The sequence below is a fragment of the Streptomyces sp. NPDC048331 genome (assembly GCF_043201215.1).
GTDB lineage: Bacteria > Actinomycetota > Actinomycetes > Streptomycetales > Streptomycetaceae > Streptomyces.
In genome coordinates this window covers 499,013-524,598 of record NZ_JBICYT010000002.1, presented here as the reverse complement: position 1 = coordinate 524,598, position 25,586 = coordinate 499,013, and the positions used below count along the sequence as shown (strand labels likewise).

At 70.6% G+C, this 25,586-nt stretch carries 31 protein-coding genes and 2 pseudogenes; 21 read left to right on the top strand and 12 right to left on the bottom strand.

What is annotated here, in order from left to right:
• Window positions 1-213: 213 nt before the first annotated feature.
• Both ACGFYY_RS06000 and ACGFYY_RS05995 read left to right on the top strand, forming a co-directional pair.
• The gene (locus ACGFYY_RS06000; protein WP_393707304.1) at window positions 214-621 is read left to right on the top strand and encodes a hypothetical protein; all 408 of its coding nucleotides are present in this window, start codon (window positions 214-216) and stop codon (window positions 619-621) included.
• Window positions 622-724: 103 nt separating this feature from the next.
• Complete coding sequence (locus ACGFYY_RS05995; RefSeq protein ID WP_365925816.1) at window positions 725-1,135, top strand: ATP-binding protein; 411 nt, start codon at window positions 725-727, stop codon at window positions 1,133-1,135.
• Between the two features lie 185 nt (window positions 1,136-1,320).
• On the opposite strand, the gene ACGFYY_RS05990 is transcribed toward ACGFYY_RS05995, so the two are convergent.
• Complete coding sequence (locus ACGFYY_RS05990) at window positions 1,321-1,560, bottom strand: chaplin (protein ID WP_393707319.1); 240 nt, start codon at window positions 1,558-1,560, stop codon at window positions 1,321-1,323.
• 375 nt (window positions 1,561-1,935) lie between these two features.
• Between ACGFYY_RS05990 and sigK the strand changes: the two genes are divergently transcribed.
• From sigK to ACGFYY_RS05970, 4 genes are read left to right on the top strand one after another with little or no spacing between them, the layout of a single operon-like run.
• On the top strand, window positions 1,936-2,523 hold the full coding sequence (gene sigK / locus ACGFYY_RS05985) for an ECF RNA polymerase sigma factor SigK (protein ID WP_393707303.1): 588 nt from the start codon (window positions 1,936-1,938) through the stop codon (window positions 2,521-2,523).
• On the top strand, window positions 2,520-3,272 hold the full coding sequence (locus tag ACGFYY_RS05980) for an anti-sigma factor (RefSeq protein WP_365925810.1): 753 nt from the start codon (window positions 2,520-2,522) through the stop codon (window positions 3,270-3,272). The genes sigK and ACGFYY_RS05980 overlap by 4 nt, the downstream gene beginning before the upstream one ends.
• A 48-nt stretch (window positions 3,273-3,320) precedes the next feature.
• Window positions 3,321-3,803 carry a peroxiredoxin gene (locus tag ACGFYY_RS05975; RefSeq protein WP_393707302.1) on the top strand — a complete coding sequence of 161 codons (483 nt, stop codon included), beginning with the start codon at window positions 3,321-3,323 and terminating at the stop codon, window positions 3,801-3,803.
• Window positions 3,722-4,252: a transposase gene (locus ACGFYY_RS05970; protein ID WP_393707318.1), complete on the top strand. Its 531-nt coding sequence runs from the start codon at window positions 3,722-3,724 to the stop codon at window positions 4,250-4,252. Before ACGFYY_RS05975 ends, ACGFYY_RS05970 begins: the two co-directional genes overlap by 82 nt.
• 656 nt (window positions 4,253-4,908) lie before the next feature.
• Here ACGFYY_RS05970 and ACGFYY_RS05965 read toward each other — a convergent pair.
• Window positions 4,909-5,223: a hypothetical protein gene (locus tag ACGFYY_RS05965; protein WP_393707301.1), complete on the bottom strand. Its 315-nt coding sequence runs from the start codon at window positions 5,221-5,223 to the stop codon at window positions 4,909-4,911.
• Between the two features lie 332 nt (window positions 5,224-5,555).
• Between ACGFYY_RS05965 and ACGFYY_RS05960 the strand changes: the two genes are divergently transcribed.
• Window positions 5,556-6,533, top strand: coding sequence for an L-threonylcarbamoyladenylate synthase (locus tag ACGFYY_RS05960; protein WP_393707300.1), 978 nt, complete (start codon window positions 5,556-5,558; stop codon window positions 6,531-6,533).
• A 19-nt stretch (window positions 6,534-6,552) separates the two neighbouring features.
• On the opposite strand, the gene ACGFYY_RS05955 is transcribed toward ACGFYY_RS05960, so the two are convergent.
• Window positions 6,553-7,194: a carbonic anhydrase gene (locus ACGFYY_RS05955; protein WP_393707299.1), complete on the bottom strand. Its 642-nt coding sequence runs from the start codon at window positions 7,192-7,194 to the stop codon at window positions 6,553-6,555.
• A 266-nt stretch (window positions 7,195-7,460) separates the two neighbouring features.
• Here ACGFYY_RS05955 and ACGFYY_RS05950 point away from each other — a divergent pair, with 266 nt between their 5' ends.
• On the top strand, window positions 7,461-8,003 hold the full coding sequence (locus tag ACGFYY_RS05950; protein WP_393707298.1) for a hypothetical protein: 543 nt from the start codon (window positions 7,461-7,463) through the stop codon (window positions 8,001-8,003).
• Here ACGFYY_RS05950 and ACGFYY_RS05945 read toward each other — a convergent pair.
• The 3 genes from ACGFYY_RS05945 to ACGFYY_RS05935 all read right to left on the bottom strand — a co-directional run bounded on the left by ACGFYY_RS05945 (window position 7,960) and on the right by ACGFYY_RS05935 (window position 9,566).
• Window positions 7,960-8,325 (bottom strand): transposase, encoded by a 366-nt coding sequence (locus tag ACGFYY_RS05945; RefSeq protein ID WP_393707297.1) that lies wholly within the window; start codon window positions 8,323-8,325, stop codon window positions 7,960-7,962. The genes ACGFYY_RS05950 and ACGFYY_RS05945 overlap by 44 nt on opposite strands.
• Window positions 8,300-8,629, bottom strand: coding sequence for a hypothetical protein (locus ACGFYY_RS05940; protein ID WP_393707296.1), 330 nt, complete (start codon window positions 8,627-8,629; stop codon window positions 8,300-8,302). Before ACGFYY_RS05940 ends, ACGFYY_RS05945 begins: the two co-directional genes overlap by 26 nt.
• A 292-nt stretch (window positions 8,630-8,921) precedes the next feature.
• Window positions 8,922-9,566, bottom strand: coding sequence for a class I SAM-dependent methyltransferase (locus ACGFYY_RS05935; protein WP_365925796.1), 645 nt, complete (start codon window positions 9,564-9,566; stop codon window positions 8,922-8,924).
• A 98-nt stretch (window positions 9,567-9,664) separates the two neighbouring features.
• On the opposite strand from ACGFYY_RS05935, the gene ACGFYY_RS05930 reads away from it, so the two are divergent.
• The 8 genes from ACGFYY_RS05930 to ACGFYY_RS05895 all read left to right on the top strand — a co-directional run bounded on the left by ACGFYY_RS05930 (window position 9,665) and on the right by ACGFYY_RS05895 (window position 16,297).
• Complete coding sequence (locus ACGFYY_RS05930) at window positions 9,665-10,762, top strand: radical SAM protein (protein ID WP_393707295.1); 1,098 nt, start codon at window positions 9,665-9,667, stop codon at window positions 10,760-10,762.
• A complete protein-coding gene (locus ACGFYY_RS05925; RefSeq protein WP_393707294.1) occupies window positions 10,755-11,654 on the top strand; it encodes a hypothetical protein in 900 nt (299 codons plus the stop codon). The genes ACGFYY_RS05930 and ACGFYY_RS05925 overlap by 8 nt, the downstream gene beginning before the upstream one ends.
• A 59-nt stretch (window positions 11,655-11,713) precedes the next feature.
• Entirely contained in the window at window positions 11,714-12,622 is a 909-nt protein-coding gene (locus ACGFYY_RS05920) for a putative selenate ABC transporter substrate-binding protein (protein ID WP_393707293.1), read from the top strand.
• Entirely contained in the window at window positions 12,619-13,371 is a 753-nt protein-coding gene (locus ACGFYY_RS05915) for an ATP-binding cassette domain-containing protein (protein ID WP_365925788.1), read from the top strand. The genes ACGFYY_RS05920 and ACGFYY_RS05915 overlap by 4 nt, the downstream gene beginning before the upstream one ends.
• Entirely contained in the window at window positions 13,368-15,086 is a 1,719-nt protein-coding gene (locus tag ACGFYY_RS05910) for a PhnE/PtxC family ABC transporter permease (protein ID WP_393707292.1), read from the top strand. Before ACGFYY_RS05915 ends, ACGFYY_RS05910 begins: the two co-directional genes overlap by 4 nt.
• Before the next feature lie 176 nt (window positions 15,087-15,262).
• Window positions 15,263-15,754, top strand: a complete 492-nt coding sequence (locus ACGFYY_RS05905; RefSeq protein WP_365925784.1) for a Chromate resistance protein ChrB — start codon at window positions 15,263-15,265, stop codon at window positions 15,752-15,754.
• Between the two features lie 113 nt (window positions 15,755-15,867).
• The gene (locus ACGFYY_RS05900; RefSeq protein ID WP_393707291.1) at window positions 15,868-16,068 is read left to right on the top strand and encodes a hypothetical protein; all 201 of its coding nucleotides are present in this window, start codon (window positions 15,868-15,870) and stop codon (window positions 16,066-16,068) included.
• A gap of 31 nt (window positions 16,069-16,099) precedes the next feature.
• Window positions 16,100-16,297, top strand: coding sequence for a hypothetical protein (locus tag ACGFYY_RS05895; RefSeq protein WP_365925780.1), 198 nt, complete (start codon window positions 16,100-16,102; stop codon window positions 16,295-16,297).
• Between the two features lie 193 nt (window positions 16,298-16,490).
• Here the strand turns inward: ACGFYY_RS05895 and ACGFYY_RS05890 are convergent.
• The 3 genes and pseudogenes from ACGFYY_RS05890 to ACGFYY_RS05880 all read right to left on the bottom strand — a co-directional run bounded on the left by ACGFYY_RS05890 (window position 16,491) and on the right by ACGFYY_RS05880 (window position 17,958).
• A pseudogene (locus tag ACGFYY_RS05890) lies at window positions 16,491-16,933 on the bottom strand (DUF2267 domain-containing protein).
• A 93-nt stretch (window positions 16,934-17,026) separates the two neighbouring features.
• Entirely contained in the window at window positions 17,027-17,422 is a 396-nt protein-coding gene (locus tag ACGFYY_RS05885; protein ID WP_365925778.1) for a DUF2267 domain-containing protein, read from the bottom strand.
• Between the two features lie 104 nt (window positions 17,423-17,526).
• Window positions 17,527-17,958 (bottom strand): Hsp20/alpha crystallin family protein, encoded by a 432-nt coding sequence (locus ACGFYY_RS05880; protein ID WP_393707290.1) that lies wholly within the window; start codon window positions 17,956-17,958, stop codon window positions 17,527-17,529.
• Window positions 17,959-18,085: 127 nt separating this feature from the next.
• Between ACGFYY_RS05880 and ACGFYY_RS05875 the strand changes: the two genes are divergently transcribed.
• Complete coding sequence (locus tag ACGFYY_RS05875) at window positions 18,086-18,736, top strand: type III effector protein (RefSeq protein ID WP_393707289.1); 651 nt, start codon at window positions 18,086-18,088, stop codon at window positions 18,734-18,736.
• A 64-nt stretch (window positions 18,737-18,800) separates the two neighbouring features.
• On the opposite strand, the gene ACGFYY_RS05870 is transcribed toward ACGFYY_RS05875, so the two are convergent.
• Window positions 18,801-19,130, bottom strand: a complete 330-nt coding sequence (locus ACGFYY_RS05870; RefSeq protein WP_393707288.1) for an alkylmercury lyase — start codon at window positions 19,128-19,130, stop codon at window positions 18,801-18,803.
• A gap of 596 nt (window positions 19,131-19,726) precedes the next feature.
• On the bottom strand, window positions 19,727-19,921 hold the full coding sequence (locus ACGFYY_RS05865; RefSeq protein WP_365928243.1) for a hypothetical protein: 195 nt from the start codon (window positions 19,919-19,921) through the stop codon (window positions 19,727-19,729).
• Between the two features lie 199 nt (window positions 19,922-20,120).
• On the opposite strand from ACGFYY_RS05865, the gene ACGFYY_RS05860 reads away from it, so the two are divergent.
• From ACGFYY_RS05860 to ACGFYY_RS05845, 4 genes and pseudogenes are all read left to right on the top strand, one after another.
• Window positions 20,121-20,396: an isoamylase early set domain-containing protein gene (locus ACGFYY_RS05860; RefSeq protein WP_393707287.1), complete on the top strand. Its 276-nt coding sequence runs from the start codon at window positions 20,121-20,123 to the stop codon at window positions 20,394-20,396.
• A gap of 100 nt (window positions 20,397-20,496) precedes the next feature.
• The gene (locus ACGFYY_RS05855) at window positions 20,497-20,850 is read left to right on the top strand and encodes a hypothetical protein (RefSeq protein WP_393707286.1); all 354 of its coding nucleotides are present in this window, start codon (window positions 20,497-20,499) and stop codon (window positions 20,848-20,850) included.
• 884 nt (window positions 20,851-21,734) lie between these two features.
• Window positions 21,735-24,395: a DEAD/DEAH box helicase family protein gene (locus ACGFYY_RS05850; RefSeq protein ID WP_393707285.1), complete on the top strand. Its 2,661-nt coding sequence runs from the start codon at window positions 21,735-21,737 to the stop codon at window positions 24,393-24,395.
• Between the two features lie 46 nt (window positions 24,396-24,441).
• Window positions 24,442-24,711: pseudogene (locus tag ACGFYY_RS05845) on the top strand (IS982 family transposase); the annotation flags it as partial.
• A gap of 190 nt (window positions 24,712-24,901) precedes the next feature.
• Here the strand turns inward: ACGFYY_RS05845 and ACGFYY_RS05840 are convergent.
• Window positions 24,902-25,450: a Uma2 family endonuclease gene (locus ACGFYY_RS05840; protein WP_393707317.1), complete on the bottom strand. Its 549-nt coding sequence runs from the start codon at window positions 25,448-25,450 to the stop codon at window positions 24,902-24,904.
• Window positions 25,451-25,586 lie beyond the last annotated feature (136 nt).

The window sequence follows — 25,586 nt, the reverse complement described above, 5'->3', positions numbered from 1 at the left end:
GAACAGGTGGCGTCCGGCGTTGCTGTCCTCATCCGATTCGGTACCGGAGCAGATCAGGGATGGGCGTGAACCTCGGACGTCACCCGAACGGCTCCGAGGGACTCGAGGCACCCGGCAATCCTTCGGGCGATTGGTCCCGAATCTCCTCACGAGGCTCCTGATGGTGAGGAGCCTCGGATCACACGGAACGAGGAGTGGGAGGAGGTGAGTGCGATGAGAACATCCCTGCACATGCGGCGGCTGGTTGCCGGGGCGGCTTCGGCCGGGCTCGTGGCCAGCGCGTCCGTGCTGGGCCTCTCCGCGTCGGCGAGCGCCGCGACGGCGCCGTCCGCGGTGACCTCGACGGTCACCGGCGACCGGGACCACCGCCATGACCGATGGGACCGCCACGACCGCCACGAGCGGTGCACCTGGTACCAGGGCCACCGGGCCGAAAAGTGGGTCAAGGGCCACTGGGAAGGGAAGTGGCACCAGGGCAGCTGGCACCACGGCTACCGTGACCACCACGGGAACTGGCACGACGGATGGTGGGGCAAGGGTTACTGGAAGCAGCACTGGGTGCCCGGCCACTCCGTCAGTCACTGGGTTCCCGGCCACTGGAACTGCCACAACAAGTGGTAGCGCCGGACTGCCGATGAGGGGGTTCCGAATCACCGGAGCCCCCTTGCCGTTCCATCCGTTCGGCCACCGACCACAGGGGCCGCACTCACCGTGAGGAATCACCATGGACACCGCCATCGCACCGCGCGCGTGTCCGGCCACACTGCACCTACCGCTGCCGTCCAGCATGCAGGCGCCGCACGAAGCACGTCAGACCGCAGAGCGACTCATGGCCGTCCGGTCAGCGGCCTGCCCCCGCAGCATCGCCGGGGACATCGTCCTCATCGTCTCCGAACTGGTCACCAATGCGATCCGGCACGCGAACGGACCCTACGCGCTGACCTTCACCCTGGAGGACGGCCGGGCCGGCATCGCCGTCAGCGACGGATCAGCAGAACTCCACCGCCACCATGGTGGCCGGCAACGACTCGAGCCGGGCGGGAGGGGACTGAAGATCATCCGGGCGCTGGGTGCGGATCTCTTCGTCAGCCCCTGCGCTCACGGCAAGCAGGTCATCGCGGTCCTCACCTGGTAGGCCGTGCAAAAAGCCGGGATGCTGCGGGTGGCTGTGCCGACAGCCACCCGCAGCCGACCCGCCCGGGCCCGCAGCGCGCTCGACGTACCCCCAGGGCCTCGAACGCACCCGATGCCGGGCAGGTCACCGGTTCGCGCCACCCCGTCTTGTCGGCGGCGAACCGGGGCTCTTCTAGCAGTGCCGGATCAGGCGTTGACGCAAGTGTTACCGAAGGACGGGTTCAGCAGCCCGATGACGCTGACGGTGTTGCCGCACGCGTTGACCGGGATATGGATGGGCACCTGGATCAGGTTGCCCGACCCCACCCCCGGCGAGTACGCCGCCACACCCTGCGCCCCGGCGTCGGCCGAAGCCGCCGACGCGCCACCCACCACAACCGCACCGGCAGCCAACGCCACCGCAAGACCTCGTCGCACACGAAGCATCTGAACCACCTCCATGGGATACCCGAAACCGGTCGATCGGTCCGCCGGCCAGTGCGGGAACTCCGAACGCCTTGGGGCCCCCACACCCATGCCTTCGCTGCCAGGCGCCCCCCGGCTGGGCCGACACCTCTCGCTTCCCTCGAACGAGGTAACCGCGGGTGCGCGGGTGACGAACCGCCTCCCATCCGCGCGCCCGTCGGCTACGAATAACTGCTGACACACCCACCTGCTGTGGTGGCCGGGCCGACCCCCTGGGGCGGCCCGGCCCCGCTTGAGCGACGAGCTTTCAAGGACCGGCATGCGATGGACACCCCGCCCCACGACGGCCCTGCCCGGCCGTCCCTCCGTCTTCTCGCCACGGCGGGACCGGCGCCGGTGAAACAACCACTCCCCTTCGGCCCCGGCCCCGCAGCAGGACACGCCGGCCTCACCGAAACCATGCAGAAGGTCGCCCACGGAGACAAACAGGCCTTCTCCACCCTCTATGACGCCCTCGCACCCCTCGTGTTCGGGATCGTGACCAAGGTCGTACGCGACAGGGCCCAGTCCGAGGAAGTCGCCCAAGAGGTCATGATCGACCTGTGGCGGCAAGCCGCCCGCTACCGCCCCGACGCCGGCTCCGTCACCACATGGGCGGCGACGATCGCCCACCGGCGGGCCGTGGACCGGGTCCGCTCCGCCCAGGCGTCCACGGACCGAGAACACGCCCAGGCCGCCCGCGAGCACACCACCGCCTTCGACGAGGTCGCCGAACAGGTCGAGACCCGCCTCGAGTCCGAACAGGTCCGCCGCTGCCTGCGCGGACTGACCGAACTCCAGCGTCAGGCAGTGACCCTGGCCTACTACCGGGGGCTGACCTACCGTGAAGTCGCCGAAGCCCTGCGCACACCGCTTCCCACCATCAAGACACGCATGCGCGACGGGCTCATCCGGCTCCGCGACTGCATGGGGGTGACCACATGAAACACCACGCCACCGACACTCACACCCTCGCTGCCGCCTACGCCCTCGACGCACTCGACCCCAGCGAACGCAACGACTTCGACACCCACATGCAGACCTGCGAGGCATGCCGACAGGAAGCCTCGGAATTCAAGGCGACCGCGGCACGCCTGGCAGCCGCGGTCTCCCAAACGCCGCCCAAATCAGCCAAGGCACAGGTCATGGCCGCCATCGACGGCGTACGCCAGCTCCCTCCCCGCATCCCCCCCACCCCTGTGGCGTCATCCTCCCTCGGCGGCGTGCTGCGCCGCGGGGCTATGCCGTTGGCGCTGGCAGCGAGCGTGGCCGCTGCCGCACTCGGCGGCGTCGCCGTGTGGCAGATCCAGAACGGACAGGACCTCAAACAGCAAGCCCGACAAGCCCAACAGCAACTGGCTGAGGTCAGCACCGTCCTGGCAGCGCCCGACGCCCGCACCGCCCACGGACGGGCAGCCAACGGAGCCCTGACCACGGTCGTCACCTCCGACCGGCAGAACAAGGCTGTCTTCACCGCCGCCAGCCTCCCCGCCCCCGGAGCGGGAAAGACGTACCAGCTGTGGCTCGACCACAAGGGCACCATGCGCCCGGCCGGATTCATCGACCACGACGGCACCGTCCTCCTCACCGGCGACCCCGCCGACGCGGGAGCGGTCGGCCTCACCCTCGAGCCCACCGGGGGGTCACCCCAGCCCACCACCGACCCCCTCCTCCTGATGGCCCTTCCCACCTGACGGAAGGCCCCCGCCCAGTGTCCGCACCCGAAACCATCGAGGTCCCTCATGGCCAACACCCCGAAGATCGGAGACACCGTCGGCGACTTCCGCCTGCCCGGCGGCCGCCTGGACGGCGAAACCTTCCAACGGGCCGACTACACGCTGTGCGAACAGCGGGGCAAACCCCTCATTCTCGCCTTCTACCCCGGCGACGACACCCCGGTGTGCACCGCGCAACTGTGCTCCTACTCCGACGGCCTGGCCGAACTGGAGTCCGCCGGGGCAACCGTGTGGGGCATCAGCCCACAGGGAGTCGACAGTCACGAGAGGTTCGCCCGCAACAGGGGCCTGCGGATGCCGCTGCTGTCCGATGAGGGGCGCACGGTAGCGAGGTCCTTCGGGATAACCGCACCCCTGATCGGCCTGCGACGTTCGGTGTTCATCATCGACAGCGACAGCCGCCTGCACTGGAAACACGTCACCGCAGTCGGCGCCACCTACCCGCCCGCCACCACCCTGAACGCGCACCTGGACTGCCTCACCACCTGAACCGGCACCCCCCGTCACGTCTTCCTCACCTGCTGCCGAACATCGCCTCCAATCCGGCCGGCGCTCCGCTGCGAAGCAAGCAGCACTCCGGAGGCGTATCGAACCGCGCCGACCAGCAGGACCCGACATGGCGACGGCTCTACGCCTCCCGCTCGGGCATCGAGGGCACCGTGAACGAGATCGTCAACGGCCACCAGATGCGCCGCTGCCGCTACCGAGGCACGCCCAAAAGCCCACGTCCAGCACGTCCTGACGGCCATCGCCGTCAACATCGAACGCCTCAGCACCCAGGAACCCACCGACACCAACTACCGGCCCCGCCCTCCGACCACGTTCCAGCAATACCTCGCCGCCCTCGGAGTGCCTCGGCCCCGCTGTTGGCGCCAAGCACAGTGACCTTGGCAAACCAAGATCACCGACAGAGTCGCTCATCGAGCCCAGCAGCCTGAGGAAGTCCTCAGGAGCCGCAGGCTCCTGGAAGACGTGAGGCCGGTCGCCCGGGGCACTACCGGGAGCCCGGCCTCACGCATTTCCGAGACCGCCCGACAGCCCGTCTACTCCCGCCGCGCCAGGTCCTCGGGCGTGGGCACGTGCCGGGTGACGTACGGCTGGCCACTGAAGTCGACGGTGACCGTGTGCCGCAGTACGTCGTCGTCGGCTCGTAGAAGACGAGCTCGATCACCAGGCAGACCCGGTCGGTGGAGATCCCGAAGTCCCGGGCCTCCTGGTCGTTTACCTGCCGAGCCCGGGTGCCGGTGACCATCCGCACCGTGCCGGGCGGCGCTCAGGGCGGCGGCTCGACAGCGCCCAGCCGCGCCGGCCCCGACCACGCCTGCGCCTCGCTCTGGTCCGCCATGGTCGTCACCGTAGCGAGCGCGGCGGGCCGCAGGGGCGATCTCTCGGCAACTCGGCCCGCCATCTACAAGCCTCACACGGCGTTTCCGCAGTTGGGTGCCGTCTGCCACGAGAACGTCAGTCGTCCTGCCACGTGAAGTGTCAGCGGCTCATACGAGGTGAGGGCGGGCGTCAGGACGACGCCTCGGGCACGGCGCGAGTGAGGGGTTCGAGGTTCCCGTGCGGCGCCGCGTGCAGCACGGCGGCAAGTTCACGGGCGCGGCTCGGTCTCCACGCCGTACAGCACGAAGTAGACCGGGCCGGCGGAGGAGTCAGAGTGGATCTCCCGGGCGCTGTTCAGGCGGATGACGGAGCCACGGACTGTGTCGTACGCCTCGTTGCCGACGGTATGGTCCGGGCCGGCGGTCAGTGCGTCGGCTTTCACCGTCCAGCGCCGGCCTTGGTTCTCGACGGCGATGAACACTGCGTTTTGGCGCTTGGCCTGCTTGTACGTGGCGTTGAAGGCGTCGACCGCGGTGGCGTCGGGGACCAAGTCGGCGGGGTAGGGCGTGGGCAGCGACTGCATGAGGGGCATGGTGCCAGGCGGGGGCGGCGCGGCGTTGACGCCGGGCGTGTCCTGGCCGGCGCGGTGGCGTTGGTGGGGTGACGCGTGCACGGGTCGTAGAAAGCCTTCTGGACTTGTGCAGGTCGGCGGCCCCCGGTACATGCCCGGCACCCGGAGCCGCAGCACGTTCGGTCCGATCCCCGTCGGGCCTGCACATGTTGGTCCGGTCGGCGCGGCCTGGCCATCCGGTCTGCGCGGCATCATGGGGGCGGTAGGGCGTGCATGGGTCTCGTCGTCATGCGCCGGCGAGATCAGGTACGTGGCGAATGGAACCGTGAGAGGGAAGTACGAGGGTGACGGCAATAACCACTGACATCGAGAGGGCAGCGGGTGTGCTGCGCGCGGGGGGCCTGGTGGCCTTGCCGACCGAGACCGTCTACGGTCTGGGCGCGAACGCCGAGGACCCCGTCGCCGTCGCGCGGATCTTCCAGGTCAAGGGTCGGCCGCCCTCTCACCCGCTGATCGTCCACATTGCCGCCGCGGACCAGCTGGACGACTGGGTCGAGGAGGTGCCCGCGACCGCGCGCCTGCTGGCCGAACACTTCTGGCCCGGGCCGCTGACCCTGGTCCTGCGACGCGGCCACCGCGTGCCGCTCGAAGCGACCGGTGGTCTGGAGACGGTGGCGGTGCGCGTGCCCGACCACCCCGTGGCTCTCGCCCTGCTGTCGGCCTTCGGCAGCGGCGTCACGGCCCCGTCCGCCAACCGCTTCGGCTCGGTCAGCCCCACCACCGCGGACCACGTCCGGGCGGAGCTCGGTGACGCCGTCGATTTCGTCCTGGACGGCGGCTCCTGCCAGGTCGGCGTCGAGTCGACCATCGTCGACGTCACGGGCGAGACCCTGAGCATCCTGCGACCGGGCGGGGTGACGCGTGAGGACCTCGAAGCGGTGCTGGGGCATCCGGTCGCGGTCCCGTCTACGAGCGGTGTCCGGGTGCCGGGCCAGCACCCGTCGCACTATGCGCCGCGTGCGCGAGTCGTCCTGGTCGAGCCGGAGCAGGTCGTCGCCGAAGCCGAGCTCGCCCAGGAGGCGGGGCACCAGGTGGGCGTCTTTCTTCCCCCGTCCCTCGCCGACGCTACGGTGAAGGCGCACGCCGTGGTGGCGCTGCCCGGTTCGCTGGACGCCTACGCGCACGGGCTGTACGGGTTCCTGCGTGAGCTCGACCAGCAAGGGTGCGACCTCATCGTCGCGTCCCTGCCGGTGGAGGAGGGGCTGGGGCTGGCGGTTGCCAACCGGCTTCGCCGGGCCGCGGGGCCCCGGCCCTCCGCGTGAGCAGCCACTGCCGGGGCGGTCAGGATGCGGTGGGGACCGCCGGGTCGAGGCCGCGGGTGGCGACGAGCTGGGCGCTGCCGTCGGACAGGCGGTAGGACAGCCCCACCACGGCGAGGCGGCCGGCGGCCACCGCATCGGCCAGGATGCGGGAGCGTTCCAGCAGCAGGTCCACGGTGTGCTCGATGTGCTCGTCCAGGATCTCTTCGGCCGTTTCGCGTCCGGCGGCGCGGGCTGCCAGCACGCTCGGGGTCACCCGTTCGACGACGTCCCGGACGAAGCCGCCCGGTGTCTGCCCGTTTTCCAGGGCGGAGCAGGCCGCGGCGACCGCGCCGCACGAGTCGTGGCCGAGGACGACGACCAGCGGCGCATTGAGGACGCTCACGCCGAACTCTATGGAGCCGAGGACTTCGGTACCTGTGACGTGTCCGGCGGTGCGGACCACGAAGAGGTCGCCCAGGCCGCGGTCGAAGATGATCTCGGCGGCCAGCCGGGAGTCGGAGCACCCGAACAGCACGGCGAAGGGCTGCTGGGACGGTGCGGTCTCGGTGCGGCGGGTGGCGTCCTGGTTCGGGTGCTCGGGGGTGCCGGAGACGAAGCGCTGGTTACCGGCCATGAGCAGGTCGAAGGCGTCGTGGGGCGTCGGGGTCTGGGTCTCGGTCATGGCCGCAGCCTACGAGGCGGTACCCGCCGTCGCAGCAACTGGTCCCGCCGGAAGGCTCCGGGTCGGACGACGCAACCGACGCCGGTATCACCCCCAGGCGCTGGGCGAGGACGGTCTCGATGCGGAACCTCAGCGCGCAGCGCAGCTGCCCGGCCCCGTAGGGGTCTACCGCTGTCCGTTCGTCCTGCACATCCGCACAACGAGCGGGGCGCTGCTCGCGCTGTCGGCCGAACGGGCCGTGCCCACTCGCCCGACAGCCGGCTGCCGTGGTCGGACTGCTGGAACAGCGCGAGCTGGGTGGTTGTTCTCGGGTGGACGCGCTGCGGGAGGAAGCCGACCGTATCCAGGCCGAACTGGCCGTGGCCGAGCGGGAGTGGCAGGAGTGGGCGATTGCCCGCTCGAAGGTCGGCGAGGTGCTCGCCCCGGCGGAGGAGACCGGGCAGGACTCTGTCCGGGCCGACGAGAGTGCGCCGGCCACCGAAGGGCAGCCAGGAAAGGACCCGCAGCCGACGGCGGTGGCGAAGCCGAAGTCGCAGGTGCCCATGTGGCGCGAGGGTTTGGCCTGGTCAGTGCTGTCGGTGGACTACCAGCGAATCCTGCAGTTGGGGGCGGACCGGGCCCGGCTCGGTCAGGGGCCGGCGACCTGCCAGGAGATGGCAGCCGCCTTCGGTACGGACGTGGTGCCGGCGCGGGTGGAGGCGCTGCGGTCGAAGGCGAAACGCCTGGTGGCGCGGGGCTGGCTGGCCGAGCCGGCACCGGGCCGGTTCACGCCCGCGCCGGGTGTGGCCCAGCCCGGCGGCGGCTCATGACCATGGTCATCGACCACAGGATCATCGCCTCGACACTGACGGTGCGCCGTTCGTGGTCGCGGGCCAGGCGGCGGCTGCGCATGAGGTGGGCGAACAGACGCTCGACAATCCACCGTTTCGGCAGCACCACGAAGCCGCGCATGTCGTCGCTGTGCCTGACGATCGCCAGCACCAGGGCGAGCGCGGCCAGGCAGTGCTCGACGAGGCTGCCGGTGTAGCCGCCATCAGCCCAGACCAGGGCCAGGCGGTGGTGCGTGGCGGCCACCCGCGCCAGCAGAACCTGCGCGGCCATGCGGTCACCGACATCCGCGGCGGTGGCCATCCGCCGAGCAGCAGGCCGAGGGTGTCGACCACGACGTGCCGTTCTTCGCATCGGATGTCTGCTTGCCGCCGTCGTAGCCGCGGCTGTCGGTGCCCACCACGGCGTCCGCCTTGACCGACTGCGAGTCGATCACCCCGGCCGTGGGCTCCGCATCCTTGCCCAGCCTCGCGCGGACCCTGGCGCGCAGCCGGTCGTGGAACTCCTTGACCAGGCCATGGTCGCGCCAGCGGCGGAAGAAGGCGTATGCCCGGTCCCTACAAGGGAAGTCGGCCGGCAGGGCACGCCACTTGATTCCGTCGTCCACGAGGTGCGGATCGCGTCCAACATTGCGCGGTGGCAGTACGCCTCCGGCTGCCCGCCGCGGCCTCGCATCCAGCCCGGCACCGGCAGCAACGGCCGGACCGCGGCGCACCCCGGTACCGGGCGGCGCCCCCGTGCCGTGAGCTTGGCGACCCATGTTCATTGAGGGAGAGAAGGGCGCCATGAGTCAACGTGGGCCCGAGCTGACGACCAGGGCGAGCCGACAGCGTGATGAGGTGAGGGCAGGCGGAACCGGACCCGCGATGCCGCACGGGCCCGGGGCGCGCCGATGCGGTTCAGCGGCGTTGCATCAGCACTGCGGTGAACTGTTGGGAGGTGCCCCACGGGGTGATGTGGTCCTCGCCGGCGGTGTCGACGAGGTGAAACCCTGGGAACTGGTGGGCGAGTTCGGCGTGGGAGTAGCGGTTGATCGGGAGGCCGCTGCATGTGGTCGGGCCGTCCGGGCCGAACGTCGCCACGACGAGCCAGCCGCCCGGTCGCAGTGAGCGCTCCAGTGAGGCGAGGTAGTCGGTGCGTTCCTCGGGTTCGGTGAGGAAGTGGTAGACGGCCCGGTCGTGCCAGAGGGCGTAGGTGCGCCCTGTGTGCAGGTCGAGGACGTCGGCCACGGTGAGGGCGATGTCCTTGGCTGCCGGGCCGAGGCGGTTGCGTACGGTCTGCAGCGCGGTGGCCGACAGGTCGATGGCCGACAGGTCGTGGTAGCCGCGCTCGACGAGATGGTCCACCAGGGTTGACCAGCCGGCGCCGACGTCGATGATCGGCTCGTCGCGGGCGAGGCCTGTGCGGTCGACCAGGCTCAGGGAGAGCCCGGGGACCGACTGCCACCAGGAGACCCCGTCGACGTCCTTGCCGTGATGGATCTCCTCCCAGTACGCCGCTCGGGCCGTCGGGGTGTCGGGGCGGGGGATGGCGTGGTCCGTCATGGCTTGAGGGTAGACCTGGCGGCACGGCCCCGCGGCGTCATGATTCGGTAATGTCCCGCATGTCGGATATCGGGCCTTTCTGCCGCTAGCATGACGCCATGGTCGAACTGGCGGATCCTGACCCGGCGGCGAACCCCCTCGGCTTGGTCGAGGCCCTGGTCGACGGCGGCGATATGGACTGCGGCAGCGGTCTGCTGCTGCTGATCACCCGTGCGATGCGGCGGCTCGAGCCCGGGCAGCTGCTCGGGGTGCGCAGCGCGCAGGGCAGTGTCGTCACCGATCTGCCCGCCTGGGCCGAGCTGACCGGGCATGACGTGGCCACCGCGGTCGCCGAGTCGGCCGGGGGCCCGTGGTGGTTCGCCGTGCGCAAGGCGGGCAGGGCCGCCCAGACCGACACCGTTTTCTCCCGGGGCGAGCGGACGCCGGTGGGCCGGCGGCTGTGGATCTACACCAACTTCGACTGCAACCTCGCCTGCGTGTACTGCTGCGCCGAGTCCACTCCGAAGGCCGCGGCCCGGCGCTTCGGCCCGGACCTTGCCACCGCGGTGTGCGGGGAGTTCGTGGCCCAGGGCGGCCGTGAGGTGTTCTTCACGGGCGGCGAGCCGTTCATGCATCCCGAGCTCGGCGCCGTGGTCGCGGCGGCGGCCGGTCTGGATCGCACCGTACTGACCAACGCCATGATCTTCTCCAAGGGCCGGCGCCGGGAGACCCTGGAAGGCCTGGACCGCGATGTAGTGCTCCAGATCAGCCTTGATTCGGCCACGCCCGATCTGCACGACCGGCAGCGGGGCGCGGGGTCGTGGTCGCGGGCGGTCGAGGGCATCGAGCTGGCCCGTTCGCTGGGTTTCCGGGTGCGGGTGGCAGCCACGTTGTACGACGAGGACCCCAAGGGCGTCGACGAGCTGCACAGGCGCCTGGACGACGCCGGGATCGCCGCAGCGGACCGCGTCATCCGGCCGGTGGCCCGTGAAGGCTTCGCCGCCACGGGTGTGCGCGTCACCCTGGAGAATCTGGAGCCCGAGCCGACACTCACCGTGGACGGCGCCTGGTGGCATCCGGTGGCGGTCACCAACCCGCGTCTTCGGATCGCCGATGCCCCGCTGCCGTTGGCCGAGGTGTTCGGCGTCGTGCGGGACACACTCGCCGTCCAGGACGCCGCCGCCCGCTCGGGACGTGAGGTGTTCCGCTGTGCCTGAGAACGTACGCACACTCATCCGCTGGCTTCTCGCCCCAGCGACCGACGAGGTCCGCCGTGAGCAGGCAGCCGGCGCGGCCTTCCTCCGGGTCCTGCTCGGCCTGATGTGGCTGTACAACGTGGAGTGGAAACGTCCCCCGGACTTCGGCAGGGATACCGGCGGGGGGCTCTTCCACTTCACGTCCCTGGCCGTGAGCCACCCGGTATTCCCTCCGTACAGCTGGATTGTGGAACATCTCGTACTGCCCAACATGGTGGTGTTCGGCTGGGCGGTGCTGATCGTCGAGACCGCACTGGCGGTCATGCTGCTCACCGGTGCGTGGGTACGGGTGGCCGCGGCTCTAGGGGTGGCCCAGTCCCTGGCCATCGCCCTCTCGGTGGCGTCCGCCCCGGGTGAGTGGCCGTGGGCCTACTGGCTGATGATCGGCGCTCATGTGGCGGTCCTGTTCTCATCGGCCGGGCGTGTACTGGCTGTGGACGCGGTGCGCTCCGGCACGGCCCCGGCCCGCAACCTCGGTCAGTTCTGGGGTGTGCTCGCGGTGGTCGTCGGCGCCTACAGCGTGCTGAACTCCGCCGGCGATCCCGGCACCACCCGGGGCTCCGGCCTGACGTCCACCGGTCTCGCGGTCGGCCTCGGCTCCTACAACCTCTTCGGCGGCCTGGTGCTGCTCCTGGCCGGTGTACTGCTCTTGGTAGCCGCCCGCGGGCACATCGCCCTCCTGGGCTGGGCGGCGGCGGGCGTCGGCGGGGCGGCCGCCCTGTCCCTGTACGCCCAGATCGGCTTCAGCGGTCCGTTCCTGGGCGGCACCGCGACCTCGGCTGCTTTCCTGCTGTCCCTCGCCGTGGTCGCCGCAATGGTCGCCGCCTCAGGCCGGACGGCACCGCGCGACTGACGCCGCCGCTCACCACCACGGCCGGCAGCACCGGTGACACCAGTGACAGGGAGATGGCCATGTCTGTGAAACCGGTGACCCGTCGCACGTTGCTCCTCGGTGCCGGAGTGACGCTCGTGCTGAGCGCCTGCGGCCGCCAGGGCGGGTCGGATGCCCGGCAGCTCGGGATTTCCGCCATTCCCGATCAGGACCCCGAGCTCCTCAACCGGCTCTACCCGGCCGTGGCCGAACGGCTTGCCGAAGCGACCGGCCTCAAGGTCGCCTACCGGCCCGTCACCGACTACACCGCCGTGGTGCGTGCCTTCGAGATCGGCGACATTCACCTTGCATGGATGGGCGGACTGACCGGCGTCCAGGCACGCGCGCGTGTACCGGGGGCCACGGCCATCGCACAACGGGACATCGACGCCGACTTCCACAGCCTCTTCATCGCCCACACCGATTCGGGCCTGCGGCCGTTCGACCGGATGGACGGGTTGCGCGCCCTCGCCGGGCACACCCTCACCTTCGGCAGCGAGACGTCCACCTCCGGCCGGCTCATGCCCCAGTACTTCATGCGGCAGGCCGGACTCGAACAGAGTGACCTGCGGGGCAAGCCCGGCTTCTCCGGCTCCCACGATGCCACCATCGAGTTCGTCGCGAAGGGCAGCTTCGAGGCCGGCGCCGTCAACAAACAGGTCTGGGACGCCACCGCAGCGGCGGGCAAGGTCGACCTGAGCAAAGCGGTCGTGCTGTGGCAGACCCCCGGATACGCCGACTACCACTGGCTGGCCCGCCCGGACCTCGACAAGACCTACGGCGCCGGAACGAGGCAGAAGATCCTGGCCCTGCTCCTGGGGCTCGACCACCGAAACACAGAGGACGCCAAAGTACTCACACTCTTCGGCGCCACATCGTTCATCCGAACGACGAACTCCGCATACGACCGGATCGAAGGTGTGGCCCGGGAACTGGGGCTGCTGCAGTGAGCGACACTGCTCCGGTGATCCGGCTGTGCGGAGCGGGGCGCCGGTTCGGCTCGCACCAGGCGCTGCGCGATCTGGATCTCACCGTCCACACCGGGGAGCGCATCGCGGTACTCGGCACCAGCGGAGCCGGCAAGACCACGCTCCTGGCCCTGCTCAACGGGTCGCTCGAGCCGACCACCGGCAGCGTGGAGGTCTTCGGCGAGAACCTTGCACGTCTCTCCGCCACACGGCGCAGACTGCTGCAGCGACGCATCGGCTCGGTGAGCCAGGACCTGGCCTTGATCGAACGAGTCCGGGTGGTGCACAACGTCAACGCGGGCAGGCTCGCCCGATGGAGCACCACCCGCGCCCTGGCCTCACTGGTCTGGCCCCACTCACTCGACGTGGTCAAGGACGCACTCGACCGCGTCGACCTCGGCTGGGCCCTGCACGAACGCACCGAACGCCTCTCCGGCGGCGAGCGGCAACGTGTCGCGATCGCCCGCCTCCTGGTACAGGCACCGGAACTGGTACTGGCGGATGAACCCGTCTCCAGTCTCGACCCCGTGCGCGCCGCCAGAATCCTCGCCCTGCTCGCCACCTCGACCCTTCCGAGCGCGAGAACACTCGTGGTCAGCCTGCACCAGCCGGCCCTCGCACGCGAGCACTGCACCCGCGTCGTGGGCCTGCGCCACGGCCGAATCGTCCTCGACCGCCCCGCCGCCGACACCAGCGACGCCGACCTGCACGATCTCTACGCGCTCGTATGACACTCCGGCTGGACACCCCGCCACCGCCACCGCCCGCCCCCGTGCCGGGGCGCAAGCCCGCGAGCGGACGACGGGTACAGCTCCACAGACTCGCGGCCCTGACGGCGGTGACCGCGCTGCTGGCCTGGGCGGCCCGGCACGCCCTGCCCCCGGGCGGCGAGCTCGTCAACCAGGGCGGTCTGGCCCTGCTCGACGACATCGCGGCCAGTGCGCTGCATCCCTCCCTCGCCCCCGACTTCCTCGCGGTAGTACTCAAGGCGACGGCAATGACGCTCGCCCTGGCCCTGCTCGGGACGGCGGGCGCGCTGATGCTCGGCCTGACCGGCGGACTCATCCTCTGCAACGTGGCGTGGAGCAGCTCGCCGCCCTGGCCGGTACGTGCCGGGCGCCTTGTCCTGCGCGGTGCGCTGGTGGCCATCCGCTCGGTCCACGAGCTGGTATGGGCACTGCTGTTCGTCAGCGTGCTCGGCCTCAACCCGCTCGTCGCCGTCCTCGCACTCGCCCTGCCGTTCGGCGCGCAGAGCGCCCAGGTCTTCGCAGAGACCTTCGACAGCGTGCCCGACGGTCCGCTGCGAGCCCTGCGCGCCGCCGGCGCCAAACGGGGCTCCGCTCTCGCCTACACCCTTCTTCCAGGGACAGCGCCGCTGCTGCTGTCCTACTCCTTCTACCGTTTCGAGTGCGCGCTGCGCTCCACCGTCGTGCTCGGGTTCGCGGGTGTCGGAGGCCTGGGATTCGAACTCACGGTCAGCCTGCAATCACGCAACTGGGACGAGGTCTGGACACTCATCGCGGCCCTGCTCGCCCTCGCAGGGCTGATCGAACTGTGGAGCAACCGAGTCCGCTCCGACGTCGCGGTGGTGACCTGCGCCGACTGGTCGGTCGGACACGAGCGCTCCCACGACGAGGACCGCTCACCACGCGGCCTGTCGCGCACGACCCGCTGGTCTCTGATCCTGGTGATCCCCGCGACCGCCCTCGCCTGGTGGTGGACCGGCCTCTCACCGGCCGGACTCACCTCGGACCGCACCCACGACCTCGGCGCCCGGCTCCTGTCCGACCTGTGGCCTCCCACACTCCCGGAGGGCGGCTGGCAGGTTCTGGCCGGCGCCGCACTCGACTCCGTGGCCATGGCCCTCCTCGCCATGGTGATCGCGGTCCTGATCACCATGGTCGTCGGCCCCTGGGCCAGCCGCCCACGCGCCGACCGCCGCGGCCCGGCGGCCGGGGGCCGGCAGGCCCTCTGGTGGGCGGCCCAGTCGCTGCTCCTGGCGCTGCGGTCGATCCCCCCAACCGTGTGGGCCATCATCGCGCTCCTCGCCCTCTTCCCCGGCATCCTGCCCGGCGCCCTGGCGCTCGGGCTCTACACCGGCGGCATCCTCGGCCGGCTCGTCGCCGAAGCCTGGGAAACAATGGACCTGCGCCCCCGCGAGTCCCTGCGCAACACCGGCGTACCCCGAGCGGCAGCCGCCGCGGTGGCCATGGCACCGCCCTCCGCGAACCACCTGATCACCTACACCCTCTACCGGTTCGAAATCTGCGTACGCGACACCGCCATCGTCGGCGTAGTCGGCGCCGCGGGTCTGGGCCGACTGCTCAGCGAACGCCTCGCAGCCTTCGACTTCCCCGTAGTCACCAGCATCCTGCTGGCATCGTTGCTGGTCAGCATGTCCGTCGAGGTCCTCGGACGCCGACTGCGACGCACCCTGCGGGCCTGAACCCACATCGCGCCACCTCCGCGCTGATCATCGGCATGGCAAAGATCTTCAACGTCGCCGACGCATGTCATCCACAGAAAACGATCGTCGGGTCATCGCTCACCCCCAACCCGAGGCGGGTCGCCCCCGCGTCAGCCGATACAGGCGTAACTGTAACGGTTGCTACATTCCTGTGCGTGGCGAACAGTAATGCGAGGGTCCGGTGGCTGGTGCTCGTGATCAAGCTGCCGACCGAGCCGACAAGGCACCGGGTGGCGGTGTGGCGCGAGCTGCGGAAGATCGGCGCGCTCTCGTTGGGCCAGGGCATCTGGGCGGTGCCGGACGTACCGGTCTTCGCCGACGGGACCCGGCGTGCGGTGGAGCTGGCCGAGCGTGCCCAGGGGCAGACCGTCACCCTTCAGGCGTCCGGACGCTCCCCCGAGGACGCGGCCCGCTTCGAGGCGATGTTCACCGCGGCACGATCAGAGGACTGGGCCGAATTCCTAGCGGACTGCGACAAGTTCGAGCAGGAGATCGCCAAGGAGATCCGTACCGCCAAGTTCACGCTGGCCGAACTGGAGGAGGAGGAACAGAGCCTGGAGCGGCTGCGGCGCTGGCACCGGGACCTGACGGCGCGGGACGTGTTCGGTGCGCCGGATGCCGCCCGGGCGGCCGAGCGGCTGGGTTAGTGCGTGTCGGCCTGCGAGGACTACGCGGAGCGAGTCTTCGCCGCGCTGCACCAGAGCGAGGGGGCCGGGTCATTACCGACCAGACGCATTGTGGCGGCGGGTCCTGACCGCACTTGCCGACACGGACCTGGACAGCGGGGGAACGGGAGCGCATCCTGGCTCTGGGCGCCGCCCACCTCGCCCGCACCCGCGCCGGCGAAGGCGGGAATCCGGCCGACGAGGGCGTCCGGCGGATCGGATTCGCAGAGTTCGCCCTCCTCCTGGACTCCGACGCCGCATGCACGGCGCTGGGGGAAGCCGTCCGAGGCGGGTAACCCGTCCGAACTGCGACGCGTTGAACCTGGTATGACGACCACGACGATGCGCCCGGCACGTGCCGTCGGCGTACCGCACGGCGGGGACGAAACGGTTCACCGGCCCGACGGGGAGCCGATCTTCACCGAGCTCTCGCACCAGTGGCGAACCGCCGGACGGCTTGTCCCCGGACAGCGCGATGAGGAGTGGACCATGCTGGTGCGCCGCCTCCCCTGGCCCGGAGGGTGAATGCGGCGGCGAAGGCCGCAGGGGGCGGGACCTTCGCCGTCGCGGGGCCCGGAGAGGCCTAACGTGCTGCGGTCCCTGGCTCCGGGCGCGGTACCAGGGACCGCGGACGGCACGAGTCCCGTGGGTCTTGGCCGACCCGTGCACGCGTCGCGCTGTCTAACGCTCCCCGGCGCCGACAGGACACGGGCCTGCTCTATGCGGCCGGATGGAGTTCGGCGCGGCCGAACAGCAGGGTGTAGCCGGTGGGGAGCTGGGCCAGGATGCGGGTGATCAGGTCGGGTCCGGCGTAGGCGGTGACGGTCGCGAAGACGGAGCCGGTGTCCCAGCCGGTGGTGGCCAGACTCGCGCCGGTACGGGTGGCGAGGTCCTTGACGAAGGCCCAGCCGGTCAGCGGTTGGGTATCGGGGATCTGCGCGGTCAGGACGCGTGCGGCCTCCAGGGGCAGGCAGGCGGCCAGATCGACGCGTTCGTCGCCGGTCATCTGCCGCCCCAGTCCCGCGAGGACGAGGCGGACGGCTTCGTCGGCCCGCTCGCGGGTGGGGTAGGCACCCTCGTAGCGGACCTTCCCAGCATCTGCTCGTACGCCGCCCCGTACGGCTGCGGGGGCTCGAGCGGTACGCGCACGTCGGTGATCACGTCTGGATGCCTTTGTCAGCGGCCCGATGGCGCCGGATGGTACGCCCGGGGCTCAGGTGATGCCCGGCGCTTCGGGCGCCGGGCGTGGATGAGTCAGGTGGGCCGTGGGCGGCCGAAGAGCAGGTCGTAGCCGACGGGGAGCTGGAGCAGGATCTGCCCGAGCAGGTCCTCGCCGGCGGCGTCGGCGACGGTGGACAGCACGGCGCTGACGTCCCAGGTCGCGGTCTGCTCGGTTGCGCCCTCGATCCACGCGGCGGCCGCGCGGACGAACCTCTCCGGGGACAGCGGCTCGGCGCTCTGCAGCGGGTTGAGCAGGATCAGGGCGAACTCTTCGGGCAGGCGTGTGGCGAGCTGGGCGCGGATGTCACCGACGAGGTGTGCGCCGAGCAGGGCGAGAACCACGCGGGCCGCACGCTCGGCTTCGGCCGCAGTGCCGTATTCGCCGCGTTCCTTCACGCGGTCGAGGAACGCTTCGCGTCGCAGAGTCATCTCGGCCACCCCTACCTCGTGGGACTGCTCGCGGAGGTGCGGAGGGCGGGGGTGAGGGGGAGATCAGGAGCCCCGTCCTCCGCACCGTCTCCGGTCGGAGGATGTCAGCCGGAGATCTCCTTGCGGCCGGAGCCGACGCCGATGGAGATCTTTCGGGGCTTGGCGCGCTCGGCGATCGGGATACGCAGGGTGAGGACCCCGGCGTCGTAGTCGACCTGGATATGCTCGGTGTCGAGGGTGTCGGCGAGCACGATCTGGCGGGAGAAGACCCCCAGCGGCCGCTCGGACAGCTCCATCTGCACGTCGTCGGCCTTCGCCACCGGTCGCCGCTCGGCCTTGACGGTCAGCATGTTCCGCTCGACGTCGATGTCGATCGCGTCCGCGGTCACACCGGGCAGGTCGAAGGCCACCACGTACTCGTCGCCCTCGCGGTAGGCATCCATCGGCATCGACGACGGCTTGGACCAGGTACCCGGGCCCATCAGCTGCTGCGCCAGACGGTCCAGCTCACGGAAAGGGTCAGTGCGCATCAACATCGTGAAACACCCCCAACAGGTCCAGACGGTTGCTGCCAATGCGCTGCACTGACACCGTTGCAACATGTCATCCAATGGATGACAAACATGATGTCAATGACTCGATGACAGCTTTCAGGAGGTGCTCGTGACCACAGCCGACCCGCCCTCCACGACTCACGCCGACGCCCACAGCCCGGCCTCGTTCCTCGCCGCCGCGGCGGCCCTGGCCGCTATAGACGACGCCCTGCGAACCGCCCAGCACGGGGACCCCGACCTCCACGGTTCTGGCCCGGGCCCGGGCCCGGGCCCGGGCCCGGAGCAGGCGCTGGCCTCGCTGATGCTGCTGCGGCAGGTGCGTGAGCAGCTCGTCGGATGGGAGACCGGCCTGATCGAGACCGCCCGCGATGCGGGGGCCAGCTGGGCCGACCTCGCGGCTCCTCTCGGTGTCGCCAGTCGGCACGCCGCCGAGCGCCGTTACCTGCGGGGCCGTCCCGGCCCTGCGGGGACCACCGGTGAGCAGCGCGTGACGGCCACGCGCGAACGCCGCGCCGCCGACCGCATGGCCGCCGGCCTGGCCCGCCGCAACGCGGCCGACCTGCGGCGCCTCGCCGGCCAGATCACAGCCCTCGCCGACCTCCCTCTCGCCGCCCGCACCGCCGTCGACCGGCTCCACGCGGCCCTCGCCCACGACGATGCCGCCGCTCTCCTGGCGCCCTTGGCCGCCGCCCGTCCCCACCTGACGGCCGCCCACCCTGATCTCGCCGCCCAGCTCGACACCCTCACGAACCCGACATGACCGCCCCGCCGACCGACCACTGCACAACGTCATGGACGCTGTCGGCATCACACTGGTCCGGCGGCTACGGCATGCCGGCCCCGGCCAGGACACGGCGCAGTTCGGCGAGGGTGGGCGCTCCGTCGGTGGTTCCGTCCGCGTGGCGGTAGAGCCGGCAGGACAGACTCGGCCCCGTGCCGTCGTGCGCGAACGGGTCGACGCCATCGAGTAGGAGGGTCGGGGAGCCCGACATCTTCTGCCGCGCGGCCGACTCCGCGTCCGGCACCTCGATCCACTCCAGCACCACGTGCCGGCGTTCGAGTGCCTCGGAGAGCCGCTCGCGCAGCAGCGACAGGCTCGGGCAGTCGGGCACCGTCAGGACCGTAACGTGCGTCCTCGTCTCCGTCCGGTTCATGGCGGACCCCTTTCCTAAGGAGGTTCCGTTGTGAACGGTAGACCTTCCAGCGCGGTGGAAGGTCAAGGGGCTAGCCTGGAGGTATGCGTATCGGCGTCCTCGCCGCCGCCGGCGGGGTGACGGCGGGCCGAAGGGTATGCCCTGCGCAACGGTCGGTGCCCTTCCGCAGACGGGGCGGACATGCCGGCCACCCCAAGCCCGTGCCTCTGGTCTGGCGGGGTTCAGAAGGGCCGGGGGCGACCGAGAAGCAGCATGTCGTCGGCCGGGAACCGCGCGAAGCCGCCCTTCCCATGCCACGATCACCGAAGGCCCTCCAAGCGCGGTGGATTCCCTCGTGCACACTCGAACCCGGCGCCACTGCCCCTCGTAACCGATCACGTCACCGCGCACGAGGAGGGCGGCTCGCTTCGTCGGCACGCTCATGACGGCGACTCTACGGCCGTGGCCCGGTTGCGGGCGGGAACAACTGCTTCCAGCCGCTCAAAGAGGCGGGGTGAGCGATGTCGTGCCGCGCGGGGATCGGGGTGTGGCAGGGCCCGGCCGGGAGTGTGTCCTCGGGGCCGGCAGGGCCCTGCGTCCTCGGGCGGGCTGTCCGGTCAGAATTCGTCGTCCCGCAGGTCGTCCTCGTCGTCCGTCATGCCGTTCTCGCGGCGCCGGCGCATCTCTTCAGGGCTCTTTCCCGCGGAGGAGCGGCCGCTCTCGGGGTGCACGGGGTCCTGGCTGGGCTGGCGGCGCTCACGCTCCTCCCGGCTCTTGCCCGGCGGACGGTGCTTGTCCTGCATGCCACCCATATCGACGACTCCTCGGGTACAGGAATGACTCGGTCACAAAATGACACAAGACTGCACATGGTGCGCGCGTACCATAGTCAGAGACGGGCGTATGGGTGACGTCCCTCCCCGAAAGCGAGGCGCGTCGGACCGGAAGCCGCGCCGTGGGAGACAGGATGGGCCGCACTCATCGCTGGTTCGCCGACAGGAGTCTCCCGCCGTGCTGGAACGCAGAGCCCGCAAGGAACGCACCGAGGTCACCTTCGTCCTGCCCGCCGACACCCCGCCCGGGCCCGTCAGCGTGGTCGGCGACTTCAACAACTGGCAGCCCGGCACCCACACCCTCCAGGCCCGCGGCGACGGCATGCGCGCGGTGACGGTGACGCTGCCCGGCAAGAGCGCGCACTCCTTCCGCTACCTGGCCGCCGGCGACTACTGGTTCGACGACGAGCAGGCCGACAGTCACGACGGCATCAACAGCCGCATCCACACGTGATATCGCCATCCTTCCCTCCGCTGGTTCAGTCGGCCGGCAGGAAGGGCATGGGCAGAAAGGGCGGTGCGGCGTTCTCGACATGCCGCGGAAGGGAAACGTGATGCTTGCTCACATTTTCGACCAGGACGTGCTGGTCATCTGCTGCCCGTCCGGGATCAGTGTCGGCGACCGGGCGGCGGCAGCCGTTCAAGCCGAGGACCTGATCAGCGGCCACCCCGTCCGCCACGTCGTGGTTGAAATCCTGCCGGGCGCGGTGACGCCGGTCGTGGTGAGTCTGGTGGCACGCATCCACCGCCTGTGCCGGGCCTCAGGGATCACGCTGGCGGTGGCCGCCGACTCGCCCGAGGCCCGACGGCCGATGACGGCGAACGCCGCGGGCTGCGCCCCGCCCCTCTTCACCACCCGAGCCGAAGCCGTCCGGCAAGCCCGGGAAGACCACAAGCTCGCCTCCTGAACGCCTCGGCAAACAAGCGGCCGGCACGGCCGAGGCACCTCCGCACGCGGCCCCCGGCCCCATGCCTGTGTGGCAGGTGAGGCTCCGCAGGGTGGCCCGCCTGCTTGAGGTCGCGGCCCCTGCTCCGCACCCGTCCTGGCCCAGTCTGCCGGAGTGCGTCTGGCCGGGTGTCACATGTGGTCGTGGAGGGTGGCGGAGGAGTTGTGGGACCGAGTCCAGGCAGGGGACTCGGACGGCGTCGACGGGCTGGTAGCGAAGGTGAACAGCACGGCGAGGGCGCCGGCCTGAACGGTCGGCGTCCTCGTCGGACGGGCCCGGAGGGGATCGGGCGTCGGGACGTGCTGCGGCCCCGGGGGCCGGCCGTGGTACGCGGGGCCGTCGGCCTGCACGAGTGCCGTGGGGGTTTGAAGGACCCGTGCACGCGCCGCCCCCCTTCAACACCCGCAGGAGCTGACAGGACACGGCCCAGTTCTCGAGGGCGGCGGTCACGCTCCGCAGCAGCGTACGGCTGCCTTCTGGGGGCGGGTGAGGTGTCTGAGGGCGATGACGACCTGGAGGGCGGTGGCCGGGCGCAGTGAGGTTCCCCCGCGTCCGCGCCGAGACCGACCTGGCGTGGCTGCGGGAGAAATGGCCCCGGCCACGCGGCTGAAAGGGGACAGACAAGCCCCGCGGTTCGCACGCCTGGAACCGGCAGTCCGCACCCGGGACGCGGATGCCGCCGCGTCCCGGCTGGCCGCGCATCGCCACCTGCCGGTACCTCGCGGCCGCGCAAGCCTGGGCGGCCGGCGGACCGGCGCCGGACGGGTAGGCCATCGGCTCGATCACCCCGTGGGAATCTACGCGAAAACGGCCTCTCCACGGACGCGAATCCGGATCATGGAGGGGTGGAGGAATGGTACGACTGTAACGACCTGGCCGAACTGCGCATCCGCCTCGATGTGGCGCTCGAAGAGAACGCCGAACTACGCGCGGAGCTCGCCGAGGTGCGAGCCGAGAATCGGCGTCTGCGCACCCGGCTGGGAGTTCCCGCACCCGACGCGCCACGGGCGCTGGCTCCGGTCCCCGAGCCTCCCCCACCGGTCATCATCACGGAAGGCGGCCACGGGCTGCCGTACGCGGACGCGTCCTCCGGGACGCAGGCGAAGATCGCCCTGTTCCGGGCGCTGTTCGCCGGCCGCGAGGACGTCTACGCCACCCGGTGGGTGAGCGCGAAGTCGGGCCGGACGGGCTGGAGCCCCGCCGAGGACAACCCGTTCGCCAAGAACAAGGCCGATGCCGAGCGGGTGTTCTGGCCGCTGACGGACCGGGCCGTCTACAACCACCTCTCCCGCCCCGAGCCCGGCGCCCGGGAGACCCACCTGGGGATGTACCCGCTGCTGGCTGATGACACCTGCCGGCTTCTGGCGGTCGACTTCGACGGCAAGGACGACAGCGACTGGCGCGGCGATGCGGCCGCCTACGCCTCCGCCTGTCACGACGCCGGTGTCCCCGCCCTGGTGGAGGTCTCCCGCTCCGGGGCGGGCGCGCACGTGTGGACCTTCTTCACCGACCCCGTCGCCGCGGTCACCGCCCGCACGCTGGGGATGGCGCTGCTGCGCCGGGCGATCGACGTCCGCGGGCAGATGACGTTGTCCAGCTACGACCGGCTCTTCCCCGCCCAAGACCTGCTGCCGACGAACGCCAAGGGTAGCGCCCGGTTCGGCAACCTGATCGCGCTCCCGCTGCAGGGGGCCTCCCGCCTCAAGGGCACCACGGTGTTCCGCGACCCGCACACCTGGGAGCCGTACCCCGACCAGTTCGCGCACCTGTCCCAGGCCGAGCGGCTCTCCCCGGCCCAGGTCGAGGCGCTCGTCGACAAGCTCGGCGAGGTCAAGGCGGGCCCATCGGCGACCGCGCCGGTCCTGCCGCCCAAGCCCCGGCGGCGCGCGCTGGGCAAGGCCCCCGAGGTCGTCGAGGCGCGCTTGTCGGCGATGCTCGCGATCTCCACCAAGGGCCTGCCGGCCGCCTTGCTTGCCGCGCTCAAGCACACGGCGTCGTTCCACAACCCGGAGTTCTACCGACGCCAGAGCCAGCGGTACTCCACCTGGGACACCCCGCGCCTGGTCTGCTCTTTCGACGCCACCGACCCGGACTGGCTGAGGCTGCCGCGCGGGCTGCGCGACGAAGCGGCCCAGCTCATCGCCGCCGCCGGCGGCACACTCACGGTCACCAGCGAACTTGCGGACGCCGAGCTGATCAGCGCATTCTTCACCGGCGAGCTGACCGAAGTGCAAGCCCGCGCGGTCGACGCGGTCAAGGGTCACACCAGCGGAGTGGTCGTGGCGCCGCCGGGCTCGGGCAAGACCGTGATGGCCTGCGCGCTGATCGCCCACCACAAGACGCCCACCGCGATCATCGTCAACCGCTCCGAGCTGCTGTCCCAGTGGCAGGACCGTCTGGCCACGTTCCTCGATCTCGGCGAGGGACGCGTCGGTTCCTTGGGCGCGGGCAAGGACCGCCGCAGCCACGTGGTCGACCTGATCATGCTGCAGACACTCAGCCACCGCGACGCCCCCGACGGCCTGCTGGACGGCTACGGCCTGGTGGTCGTCGACGAGTGCCATGCCGTGGGCGCCCAGGGAGCCGAGGCCGCGATCCGCAAAGCCCGCGCCCCTCGATGGATCGGCCTGTCGGCCACCCCCTACCGGGCGGACCAGATGGATCCGCTGATCACCATGCAGTGCGGACCCATCCGACACGAGATCGCCGACGCCAGCGCCTTCGCCAAGCACCTCATCGTCCACCCCACCTCGTTCACCACCGACGAGCCGGGCAACGACGGTGCCTCCTTCCAGGCGATCTACAGCGAACTCGCCGCGAACTGCGACCGCAACACCCAGATCGCCGCCGACATCGCCGACGCCTCTCGGCGCGGACGGTGCAGCCTGGCCCTGAGCAACCGAGTCGAACACCTCCACCAACTCGCCACGTCCCTTGCCGCGCACGGCATCGAACCGCTGCTCCTGCACGGCGGTATGCCGCCGGCCGAGCGAGCCCGGGTCCGCACCCGCCTGGCCGATGAAACGACCACCCCGCCGGTGCTGCTGGCCATCGACAAGCTGGCCGGCGAAGGATTCGACGTCCCCAGGCTCGATACCCTGTTCCTCACCAGCCCGGTCTCCTTCAAGGGACGGGTGATTCAGCAGGTCGGCCGGATCATGCGCAACACCGAGACGAAGAAGTCCCACGTCGAGGCCCACGACTACCTCGACGCGGACGTGCCCTGGCTGGAACGCATGCACCACAAGCGTCGCCGCATCCTCGAACGCCGCGGATTCACCGCCACGACCCCCGAGACCCCGCTCCAGCCGCCTGCCCAGCCCGTTGTCCCCGCGCGCCACCGACCGGAGCCCTCACAATCCGCGCCGACACCGCCGGTGGCCGAGGTGCGGCGGTGGGCCAAGGACCAGGGGATGGACGTGCCACCGCGAGGCCGACTCCGCAGCGACATCTGGGACGCCTGGCACGAGGCCCATCCCCATCCCCAGGCTCAGCCGGTCAGCTGATCCGGTGCGCCTGCGGACGTGGGGCGAGGGCGTCCACGGTCAGTCTGTGACGAACGACCTGAACGCCCTGGCAACGGCACTCTATGTCCGGATCGACGACACGTTGCAGGCTTCGCCGGAACTTGCCCCGTGGCGCCGGGCGGTCGCCATCGCACCCACGCTCAGTGACTCCGAACTGCGCACCCTCGCCGTAATGTCGGCGCTGCTCGGCTACACCTCCGAGCGGCGCTGGCTGCGCCGTGTCGCGGCGGACTTCCGAGGCATGTTCCCCTACGTACCCGACCAGTCCAGCTACAACAAGCGGCTGCGAGCAGCCCGGACATCGTCTGGAAACCGCCTCGACCACGTCGACTTCACCCCCGCCGCCCGCCTCGACTCGACCGCCGACAACCTGGTCGGCGACGTCACCGGCCACTACGAGCCCCGTGAACGGTTCGCCTTCGTCCTTGCGGGGTCGTGAGGCGGCTCGCAGCTCGTGCAACCGTGCCCCGGCGTCCGGCCGAGAGTCAGGGCACGAGGCTGTAGAGGTCGATGTCGAGGGGGATGGGGACGGAGACCTTCAACCGGTTGCGGTGGATGCCCGTGGCCACGTAGGTGCTGGTCATGACGTCGAGTTCGTAGGTGTGGACGGTGGGGGCGCCGGTCTCGTCCTCGACGCGCCAGAAGTGGGGGATCCTGGCCTGTGCGTACTTGAAGGGCTTCAGGGACCGGTCACGGTCCGCCGACTCCTCCGAGACGACCTCGATGACCAGGGCGACGTCCTCGGGCGCGTACCAGGTCCGGTCGGGGTCATAGGAAGCGGTAGTGAGCAGGATGTCGGGCTCGGGGCGGCTCTTCTTGTCGAGACGGACGGTCATCTCACGCTCGGCGTCGAACCCGTCGGGGGCGGCCTGGCGCAGGGCGAAGGTCAGGTTCTCCACCAGCCGGGCGTGCCAGGACCGCTGCGGCGACATCATGAAGATCAGGGCTCCGTCGATGAGTTCGGTGTGCCGCGGTGCCTGGTCGAGGCGGTCGAGGTCATCGGCTTCCCAGCCGCTGATCCTGGGCGGGATCATCCAGTCGGGGAGTTCGGCGGTCACGGCTTCCTCCAGGCGCCTCGAAGAGGTCAGGGGCCTTCATCCCGGATCCGGACGCGGGCCCAACGCTGCTGTCAGCGTAGTCGAGAGACCGGACCTCTTACTCGGCGCGTGT

Excerpts from the sequence above, each read along its gene's own strand:
- ACGFYY_RS06000 (WP_393707304.1), top strand. The coding sequence starts at position 214 with ATGAGAACATCCCTGCACATGCGGCGGCTGGTTGCCGGGGCGGCTTCG.
- ACGFYY_RS05995 (WP_365925816.1), top strand. The coding sequence starts at position 725 with ATGGACACCGCCATCGCACCGCGCGCGTGTCCGGCCACACTGCACCTA.
- ACGFYY_RS05990 (WP_393707319.1), bottom strand. The coding sequence starts at position 1,560 with ATGCTTCGTGTGCGACGAGGTCTTGCGGTGGCGTTGGCTGCCGGTGCG.
- ACGFYY_RS05980 (WP_365925810.1), top strand. The coding sequence starts at position 2,520 with ATGAAACACCACGCCACCGACACTCACACCCTCGCTGCCGCCTACGCC.
- ACGFYY_RS05975 (WP_393707302.1), top strand. The coding sequence starts at position 3,321 with ATGGCCAACACCCCGAAGATCGGAGACACCGTCGGCGACTTCCGCCTG.
- ACGFYY_RS05965 (WP_393707301.1), bottom strand. The coding sequence starts at position 5,223 with ATGCAGTCGCTGCCCACGCCCTACCCCGCCGACTTGGTCCCCGACGCC.
- ACGFYY_RS05955 (WP_393707299.1), bottom strand. The coding sequence starts at position 7,194 with ATGACCGAGACCCAGACCCCGACGCCCCACGACGCCTTCGACCTGCTC.
- ACGFYY_RS05945 (WP_393707297.1), bottom strand. The coding sequence starts at position 8,325 with ATGGCCACCGCCGCGGATGTCGGTGACCGCATGGCCGCGCAGGTTCTG.
- ACGFYY_RS05935 (WP_365925796.1), bottom strand. The coding sequence starts at position 9,566 with ATGACGGACCACGCCATCCCCCGCCCCGACACCCCGACGGCCCGAGCG.
- ACGFYY_RS05930 (WP_393707295.1), top strand. The coding sequence starts at position 9,665 with ATGGTCGAACTGGCGGATCCTGACCCGGCGGCGAACCCCCTCGGCTTG.
- ACGFYY_RS05920 (WP_393707293.1), top strand. The coding sequence starts at position 11,714 with ATGTCTGTGAAACCGGTGACCCGTCGCACGTTGCTCCTCGGTGCCGGA.
- ACGFYY_RS05910 (WP_393707292.1), top strand. The coding sequence starts at position 13,368 with ATGACACTCCGGCTGGACACCCCGCCACCGCCACCGCCCGCCCCCGTG.
- ACGFYY_RS05895 (WP_365925780.1), top strand. The coding sequence starts at position 16,100 with ATGACGACCACGACGATGCGCCCGGCACGTGCCGTCGGCGTACCGCAC.
- ACGFYY_RS05885 (WP_365925778.1), bottom strand. The coding sequence starts at position 17,422 with ATGACTCTGCGACGCGAAGCGTTCCTCGACCGCGTGAAGGAACGCGGC.
- ACGFYY_RS05880 (WP_393707290.1), bottom strand. The coding sequence starts at position 17,958 with ATGTTGATGCGCACTGACCCTTTCCGTGAGCTGGACCGTCTGGCGCAG.
- ACGFYY_RS05870 (WP_393707288.1), bottom strand. The coding sequence starts at position 19,130 with ATGAACCGGACGGAGACGAGGACGCACGTTACGGTCCTGACGGTGCCC.
- ACGFYY_RS05865 (WP_365928243.1), bottom strand. The coding sequence starts at position 19,921 with ATGGGTGGCATGCAGGACAAGCACCGTCCGCCGGGCAAGAGCCGGGAG.
- ACGFYY_RS05855 (WP_393707286.1), top strand. The coding sequence starts at position 20,497 with ATGCTTGCTCACATTTTCGACCAGGACGTGCTGGTCATCTGCTGCCCG.
- ACGFYY_RS05840 (WP_393707317.1), bottom strand. The coding sequence starts at position 25,450 with ATGATCCCGCCCAGGATCAGCGGCTGGGAAGCCGATGACCTCGACCGC.